The following is a 7844-nucleotide window of genomic DNA, read 5'->3' on the forward strand; positions in this document are numbered from 1 at the left end:
CCCGCGGCGGAGAGGTCGCGGGCGACCGGGAGGGTCATCCCGACGATGCCGCCCTTGGAGGCGGAGTACGCCGCCTGGCCGATCTGGCCGTCGAAGGCCGCCACGCTGGCGAGGTTGACGATCGCCCCGCGCTCGCCCGACGCGGTGGGCTCGAGCTTGCTCATCTCGGTGGCGGCCAGCCGGACGGCGTCGAAGGTGCCGATCAGGTTGATCGCGATCACCTTCGTGAACGCCGCCAGGTCGTGGGCGGAGTCGAACTCGCCGTCCCGGCCGATGGTGCGCTGGGCCCAGCCGATGCCGGCGGAGTTGACCAGGATCCGGAGCGGGCCGAGCTCGGCAGCCCGGGTGACGGCTGCCTTGATCTGCTCGGTGTCGGTGACGTCGACCTGGGCGAACACCCCGCCGATCTCCTGGGCGAGCGCCTCGCCCTTGTCGGCCTGCAGGTCGGCGACGACGACCTTGGCGCCGGCTGCGGCGAGCTGACGGGCGACGGCGGCGCCGATGCCGGAGGCGGCGCCGGTGACGAGGGCTGAGGATCCGGTGATGTCCATGGCGCTCGATCCTAGTGTTCGGGTCGCGTGCCCCCGAACGCCCCATGGGCAGGGCTCAGGCAGCCGACCCGGGTCAGAGCGCCGTGGTGCCGCGGGCGACGACGACCGCCGGTCCGGTGAGCAGGACCTCGTCGCCGGCCGACCAGGTCACGGTGAGGGTCCCGCCCGGCAGGTCGACCCGGTAGGAGAGGTCCTCGTCGGGAGTACGCCCGTCGGCGACCGCGGTCGCCACCATGGCCGCGCAGGCGCCGGTCCCGCAGGACCGGGTCTCGCCCGACCCGCGTTCGTGCACGCGCATCCCGACGTGCCGTTCGCCGCGGCGTACGACGAACTCGACGTTGACCCCGGTCGGGTAGACGGCCGTGTCGTGCACCGGCGACTCGAGCAGTGGCCCGGCCTCGGAGAGGTCGTCGACGAACACCACCGCGTGCGGGTTGCCCATGTCGACGTGCCGGGCCGGCCAGGACCGGTCGCCGATCGCGACCATCGTCTCGCCCAGCACCTTGGGACTGCCGAGGTCGGCGGTGATGCTCGCCGCCTCGACCCGCAGCAGCTTGAGGCCGTCGCGGGTCGCGATCGGGATCGGGCCCCGGGCGTCGACCAGCCCCTCGTCGACCAGGTGGCGGGCGAACAGCCGGATCCCGTTGCCGCACATCTCGCTCAGCGACCCGTCGGCGTTGCGGTAGTCCATGAACCACTCCGCGTCCTCGGCCTGGCTCGGGTCCGCGACGGAGGTCCGGATCACCCGCAGCACGCCGTCGCCGCCGATGCCGGCTCGTCGGTCGCAGAGGGCGGCCACCCGCTCGGCGGGCAGGTCACCGTGCACCGACCCGTCGTGGTCGGGCAGCAGCACGAAGTCGTTCTGGGTGCCGTGGCCCTTGAGGAACGGATACGTGGGGGGCACCAGCCCACGGTACGCCGTCAGGGGGCCGGCTCCACCACAGCGGCCGATCCGCCACCGCGGCGCGTCGGCTCCGCGACCGCGGTCACCGAGCCCCCGGGCCCGAACTCGATGGCCGTGGCGGCCCCGATCTCGGGCGTGCTGGCGAACTGGTGCCCGTAGGCACCGAGCAGCGTGCCGTAGGCACTGATGAACGCCGGTTCGGACACCACCGAGCTGGTGTTGCGCGGTGAGGACCGCGGAGCTGCCATGGCCTGCTCGAGGTCCATGCCGCGGTCGATCCGGTTGAACAGCATCTGCAGCACCGTGGTGATGATCGTCGAGCCTCCCGGCGACCCGAGCGCCACGAACGGCTCACCGTCGTCGAGGACGATCGTCGGCGACATCGAGCTGCGTGGCCGCTTGCCCGGCTCCGGACGGTTGGGGTCGGACTCCGGCACGGGGTAGACGGTCGTGGTGAAGTCCGTCAGCTCGTTGTTGAGCAGGAAGCCGCGGTCGGGTACGACGATGCCCGCGCCACCGGTCTGCTCGATGGTGAGGGTGTACTCGACCACGTCGCCCCACCGGTCGGTGACGGTCAGGTTCGTCGTCGACAGACCCTCGGTGTCGCCGTCGCGGGTGCTTCCGGTGTTGGGGGTCGAGCACCTGCCGTCGTAGTCGTCGACGTTGCCCGCGGGCACCGGCTTCGCCTGCGCCTGGGTCGGCTGGATCCGGCAGGCCCGCTCGGCGGCGTAGGTGTCGGAGAGCAGGTCGCGGACCGGGACGTCCACGAACGCCTCGTCGCCGAAGTACTTCCCGCGGTCGGCGAAGGCGAGGGCCCCGGCCTCGAGGTAGCGGTGCAACGCGTCCTGGTCGGACATGGAGGCCAGGTCGTAGCGCTCCATGATGTTGAGCGCCTCACCCACGGTGGTGCCGCCGCTGGAGGAGGACCGCATCCCGAAGACGTCGTACCCCCGGTAGCCGGAGCGGGTGGGCGCCCGGTCGAGGACTCGGTAACCGGTGAGGTCCGACCGCTTCAGGTAGCCCGCCGGCGCGGGGAGGGTGGCATCCCGGGTCGTGGGCGGATGCTGCACGGTCCGCACGATCTCGGGGCTGAGGGCGCCGCGGTAGAAGGCCCCGGGCCCCCGGCGGGCGATCAGCTCGTAGGTCTCCGCGAGGTCCGGGTTGCGGAACGTCGACCCGACCGGCGGCGGGCTCCCGCCCGGGAGGAAGAGCTCCCGGGTGGAGGTGAACTGCGAGAACCGCTCCTGGTTGGCGGCCGTCTGGTCGTGGAAGGTCTGGTCGACCACGAAGCCCTCGTGGGCCAGGTTGGCGGCGGGCCGGACCGAGCTCGACAGGTTGCGGGTGCCCCACCGGTCAAGCGCACGCTGCCAGGTGGCCAGCGTGCCGGGCACCCCCACTGAGACACCGCTGCTGACCTGGTCGCTGAAGCTGTACGGCTGACCGGTCGCGGGGTCGACGAACGCGTCCTCGGGCATGCCCATCGGCGCGGTCTCCCGGCCGTCGATCGTCTGCACCCTGCCGGTGTCGGCGTCGTAGTGGACGAAGAACCCGCCACCGCCGATCCCGGCACTGTAGGGCTCAGTCACCCCGAGGGCGGCCGCCGTGGCCACCGCGGCGTCGGTGGCGTTGCCACCGGCGCGCAGGACGTCGAGCCCGATCCGGGTCGCGTACGGGTCGACCGACGAGACCGCGCCTCCCGACCCGGTCGCCGTGGGGACCTTGGGGGGTTCGGCAGCCGTCTGGACCTGGGTCCGGGCGGGCGCCGGGTCGGCGCCGGCGGAGGCGGTCTGTGCCGGTGCGGCGATGGTGACGGCGAGGACCGCCGAGGTCGCGACACCGAGCCTGGCAGCTTCCCGAGCAATAGAAGGCATGCTCCACCCTCACCCGCACACCCGGGGATTGTCGAGGCCTACCCCAGCGCCCGGACCGCCTCGACCGCCCGTTCGGCGCGCTCCGGGTCGTCGTGGCGCACCCACACGATGCGCGGGTCGCGGCGGAACCACGACTCCTGCCGGCGGGCGAACCGCCGGGTCGCCACGAAGGTCCGCTCGCGGGCCTCGTCGAGGGACAGCTCCCCCGAGAGGTAGGCCGCCACCTCGCGGTAGCCGATCGCGCGGGAGGCCGTGCGGCCCTCGGCCAGTCCCTCGCCCAGCAGCCGTTCGACCTCCTCGACCAGCCCCGCCGCGAACATGTGGGCCACCCGCCGCTCGATCCGGGCGTCGAGGGTGTCGCGGTCGATCTCGACCCCGATCTGGATCGTCACCGGGTCGACGTACTCGAGCTGGGGCAGGCTGGCCGTGAAGGGCCGGCCGGTGATCTCGATGACCTCCAGGGCACGCACGACCCGGCGGCCGTTCTCGGGCAGGATCCGTGCCGCCGCCTCCGGGTCCAGGCCGTGCAGCCGCTGGTGGAGCGCGTGCGGTCCGACCTCGGTGAGCTCGGCCTCCAGCCGGGCCCGCACCTCGGGGTCGGTGCCGGGGAACTCGAAGCGGTCGACCACCGCCCGCGTGTAGAGCGCCGACCCCCCGACCAGCACCGGCGGCGCCCCTCGGCCTCGCAGCTCGGCGATGACGGCACGGGCTTCGTGCTGGAACTCCGCGACCGTGAGCGGGTCCCGCACGGTGAGCGTGTCGAGGAGGTGGTGGCGGATCCCCCGACGGTCCGCCTCCGGCAGCTTCGCGGTCCCGATGTCCATCCCGCGGTAGACCTGCATGGCGTCGGTGTTGACGACGTCGCCGCCGAGCCGCTCGGCGAGGTCGAGCGAGAGGTCGGTCTTTCCCGATGCCGTGGCTCCGACGACGGCCACGATCGGGACGACGGACATGCGGCTAGTCTGGCAAAGCGCCGGAGGTTCCCCGGCGCCGCATCGACGTTGAGGAGCAGCCATGGGATTCCTGGACAAGCTCAAGGGAAGAGCGAAGACCGCCGTCGACCAGCACGGCGACAAGGTCGCGGGCGGCATCGACAAGGCGGCCGCGATGGCCGACAAGAAGACCAAGGGCAGGTACTCCGGCCAGATCCACCAGGGCGCCGGCAAGACCAAGGAAGCCCTCGACAGGCTGGACGGCAAGAACGACGGTGACCTCGGCGGCCCCACCCGCCCCAGCCGCTGAACCACGAGGAGCTCCGTGAGCGACGACGACAAGGACGCCCCGCAGGGACCCACCGACCCGCACGGCCAGGGCGGCATCGACGCCCCCGCCCCGCCCGGTGGACCGCAGCGCACCGACGCCCCGTCCGGACCGGACAGCCCCGGTGAGGCGGCTCCCGACTCCGGCGAGCCCACCCGGCACGGGCAGGAACCGGTCGGTGGCGGTCGCACCGAGGCCCACGCGCCCCGTCAGGACGCGAGGCACCGCGACCAGCAGGAGGAGAACGCCGCGACCTCCCTCGACGAGCCCTCCGACGGGTCCGGCGGCGAGTGACCAGCCGCTTCGTGGTGGTCCCGGCGTCGTACCTGTTCCTCCTGCGCGGCGACGAGGTGCTGCTGCAGCTGCGTCAGAACACCGGCTACATGGACGGCCACTGGGCCGCGGCCGCCGCCGGGCACGTCGAGCGCGGCGAGACGGCGTACGACGCCGTACGGCGCGAGGCGCTCGAGGAGCTCGGTCTCACCGGGATCGAACCGGACTTCGAGTTCACGATGCAGCGCACCCGGGGCGGCGAGCCGATCGACGAGCGCGTCGACTTCTTCTTCACCGCGCGGGCCTGGTCGGGCGAGCCCCGTATCCTCGAGCCGGACAAGTGCGCCGCGCTGCGCTGGTGCCGGCTCGACGCACTGCCCGACCCAGTGGTGCCCCACGAACTCATGGCGCTGCGTTCCCTGGGTACGGGCGCCAGGTACCTCACCCACGGTTTTGAGGGAGGCCAGAGATGAGCGACGACGAGCTGGGCGCCAAGCCCGAGCCGGAGACGGAGACCCCGGAGCACTTTCCCGGTGGCGCGGACGCGATCGACGACGGAGGAAAGTACGGCGACACACCCGGCGGCCCGGCCACGCGCGACCTCCAGCCCGAGAACAACCCGGCCGTCGAGGACGAGATGCCCGAGGAGATCGCCGAGGGCGACGACAAGCAGCAGGAACCCGACGACGAGACCGGCGAGAACAAGGACCAGCCGACCGAGCCCCCGGCCTGAGGAGGCGACCCATGGGCGAGCACCCGGATCCCGACATCCGCGACTCCAACCCGAACGCCAACGGACCCGACGGCGCCGCCGGCGGGATGGGCGTGAGCAGCGAGCGCACCGGCCCCACCGGTCCCGGCCAGCACTCCACCGACGGCGTCCGCGACGTCACGCCGGTCGAGCGCACGGACGAGGACGCGCCGCCGGAGCAGAGCAGCGGCAACCCCGAGGAGAACCCCGACGGCCTGCCGCCGAAGTCGGGCTACTCCAGCGTCGACCCCCGCTCCAAGAACTCGTAGCCGGGCTCACCGCCCTGCGTCACGTCCGGGGTTTCGACGACGCTCGCTGACGCTCGCTGCTCAACCACCGATGGCTGGGCACCGATGGCTGGGCACCGATGGCTGACCACCGGTGGTTGAGCAGGGAGGCGCCGCTCGGGTGCCGGTGGTTGAGCAGGGAGGCGCCCCAGCGCCGAGCGTCGTCGAAACCCCCGCAGCCCACGCAGAGCGTCGACCAGCGCGATCAGCCGCAGGCGGGGGCGGCCGGCAGCGGCGCCGGCGCGCCCACGGACGGCATGCCGAGCGAGACGCCGGAGGCCTGCGGATTCGCGCGACGGGCCTCCCACGCGTCGCCCGAGCGGGTACGCCGCAGCTCCAGCACCGGACCGTCGGCGACGAGATGGTGCGGGGCGGCGCGGGTGATCTCGACCGTCACCATGTCGCCCGGCCGGACGGTCGCGTCCGGGTCGGGGAGGGTCGGCGCGAAGTGCACGAGGCGGTTGTCGGGACCGCGGCCGGAGAGCCGGCGGGTGGCGGCGTCCTTGCGGCCCTCGCCCTCGGAGACCATCAGCTCGACCCGGCGTCCGACCAGCCGCTTGTTCTCCTCCCACGCGATGTCGTTGACCAGCTCGACCAGGCGCTCGTAGCGATCCTTCACGACCGACGGCGGCACCTGGTCGTCGAGGACGGCGGCGGGGGTGCCGGGTCGCTTCGAGTACTGGAACGTGAAGGCGCCGGAGAACCGGGCCTCCCGGACGACGTGCATCGTCTCGAGGAAGTCCTCCTCGGTCTCGCCCGGGAAGCCGACGATGATGTCGGTGGTGATCGCCGCCTCGGGCATCGCCTCGCGGACCCGGTCGATGATGCCCAGGAACTTCTTCTGCCGGTAGGACCGGCGCATCGCCCTCAGCACGCGGTCCGACCCCGACTGCAGCGGCATGTGCAGCTGCGGCATCACGTTCGGCGTCTGCGCCATCGCCGCGATCACGTCGTCGGTGAACTCCGCCGGATGCGGCGAGGTGAACCGCACCCGCTCCAGCCCCTCGACCTCCCCGCAGGCCCGCAGCAGCTTGGAGAACGCGGCCCGGTCGCCGAACTCGACGCCGTAGGAGTTGACGTTCTGCCCGAGCAGCGTCACCTCGCTGACGCCCTCGGCCACCAGGGCGCGGATCTCGGCCAGCACGTCGCCGGGCCGGCGGTCCTGCTCCTTGCCGCGCAGCGACGGGACGATGCAGAACGTGCACGTGTTGTTGCACCCGACGGAGATCGACACCCAGGCGGCGTACGCCGACTCGCGCTTCGTCGGCAGCGTCGACGGGAACACCTCGAGCGACTCGAGGATCTCGACCTGCGCCGCCTCCTGCACGCGGGCGCGTTCGAGCAGCACCGGCAGCGAGCCGATGTTGTGGGTGCCGAACACGACGTCCACCCACGGCGCCTTCTCCACGATGGTGGAGCGGTCCTTCTGGGCCAGGCAGCCGCCGACCGCGATCTGCATGCCGGGGCGCTGCGCCTTGACCGGCGCCAGGTGTCCGAGGTTGCCGTAGAGCCGGTTGTCGGCGTTCTCGCGCACCGCACAGGTGTTGAACACGACGACGTCGGCCTGCTCCCCGTCCGGGGCGGCGGCATATCCCGCGTCCTCCAGCAGGCCGGTGAGCCGCTCGGAGTCGTGGACGTTCATCTGGCACCCGTAGGTGCGGACCTCGTAGGTGCGCTGAGGTGTCTGCGGTAGTGCTGAAGTCATGACCGCACAAGGGTACGGCGGCACCCCGCCGCGGCGAGAATGCTGCGGGTTCTGCGCCTCTGCGAACGTCACGGAACCGTCACCGTTTGGCCCGGCTCGCCGCACCGCCGTGGCAGGGCCGGGCCGTTTGCGGCTAGGTTGCCGTGCATGACGGCGCACGATCAGGAAACGGTCACGGCCCGGACGGGCGAGCCGCTCGTCGTGCTCGAGGGTGTCAACAAGTGGTTCGGCGACCTGCACGT

10 protein-coding genes are annotated in these 7844 nt (G+C 72.4%); 5 read left to right on the top strand and 5 right to left on the bottom strand.

Annotation, left to right across the window (positions count from 1 at the left end; genetic code table 11):
* From VFN12_RS01170 to miaA, 4 genes are all read right to left on the bottom strand, one after another.
* A partial coding sequence (locus VFN12_RS01170) for an SDR family NAD(P)-dependent oxidoreductase (RefSeq protein ID WP_325116709.1) occupies nt 1-551 on the bottom strand: 551 nt, incomplete at its 3' end.
* A gap of 73 nt (nt 552-624) precedes the next feature.
* Nucleotides 625-1455: a diaminopimelate epimerase gene (dapF, locus tag VFN12_RS01175; protein ID WP_325116710.1), complete on the bottom strand. Its 831-nt coding sequence runs from the start codon at nt 1453-1455 to the stop codon at nt 625-627.
* A 17-nt stretch (nt 1456-1472) separates the two neighbouring features.
* Nucleotides 1473-3326 (bottom strand): gamma-glutamyltransferase, encoded by a 1854-nt coding sequence (gene ggt / locus VFN12_RS01180; RefSeq protein WP_325116711.1) that lies wholly within the window; start codon nt 3324-3326, stop codon nt 1473-1475.
* A 38-nt stretch (nt 3327-3364) separates the two neighbouring features.
* Nucleotides 3365-4279 carry a tRNA (adenosine(37)-N6)-dimethylallyltransferase MiaA gene (gene miaA / locus VFN12_RS01185; protein ID WP_325116712.1) on the bottom strand — a complete coding sequence of 305 codons (915 nt, stop codon included), beginning with the start codon at nt 4277-4279 and terminating at the stop codon, nt 3365-3367.
* Nucleotides 4280-4340: 61 nt separating this feature from the next.
* On the opposite strand from miaA, the gene VFN12_RS01190 reads away from it, so the two are divergent.
* From VFN12_RS01190 to VFN12_RS01210, 5 genes are read left to right on the top strand one after another with little or no spacing between them, the layout of a single operon-like run.
* A complete protein-coding gene (locus VFN12_RS01190) occupies nt 4341-4568 on the top strand; it encodes an antitoxin (protein WP_325116714.1) in 228 nt (75 codons plus the stop codon).
* Between the two features lie 15 nt (nt 4569-4583).
* Nucleotides 4584-4880 (top strand): hypothetical protein, encoded by a 297-nt coding sequence (locus VFN12_RS01195; RefSeq protein ID WP_325116715.1) that lies wholly within the window; start codon nt 4584-4586, stop codon nt 4878-4880.
* Nucleotides 4877-5332 carry an NUDIX hydrolase gene (locus VFN12_RS01200; protein WP_325116716.1) on the top strand — a complete coding sequence of 152 codons (456 nt, stop codon included), beginning with the start codon at nt 4877-4879 and terminating at the stop codon, nt 5330-5332. The genes VFN12_RS01195 and VFN12_RS01200 overlap by 4 nt, the downstream gene beginning before the upstream one ends.
* Entirely contained in the window at nt 5329-5592 is a 264-nt protein-coding gene (locus VFN12_RS01205) for a hypothetical protein (RefSeq protein ID WP_325116717.1), read from the top strand. The genes VFN12_RS01200 and VFN12_RS01205 overlap by 4 nt, the downstream gene beginning before the upstream one ends.
* Nucleotides 5593-5603: 11 nt before the next feature.
* Nucleotides 5604-5879: a hypothetical protein gene (locus VFN12_RS01210; RefSeq protein WP_325116718.1), complete on the top strand. Its 276-nt coding sequence runs from the start codon at nt 5604-5606 to the stop codon at nt 5877-5879.
* 223 nt (nt 5880-6102) lie between these two features.
* On the opposite strand, the gene miaB is transcribed toward VFN12_RS01210, so the two are convergent.
* Nucleotides 6103-7602, bottom strand: coding sequence for a tRNA (N6-isopentenyl adenosine(37)-C2)-methylthiotransferase MiaB (miaB, locus tag VFN12_RS01215; RefSeq protein WP_325116719.1), 1500 nt, complete (start codon nt 7600-7602; stop codon nt 6103-6105).
* Nucleotides 7603-7844: the final 242 nt, after the last annotated feature.

This window comes from Nocardioides sp. (assembly GCF_035703625.1).
Lineage (GTDB): Bacteria > Actinomycetota > Actinomycetes > Propionibacteriales > Nocardioidaceae > Nocardioides.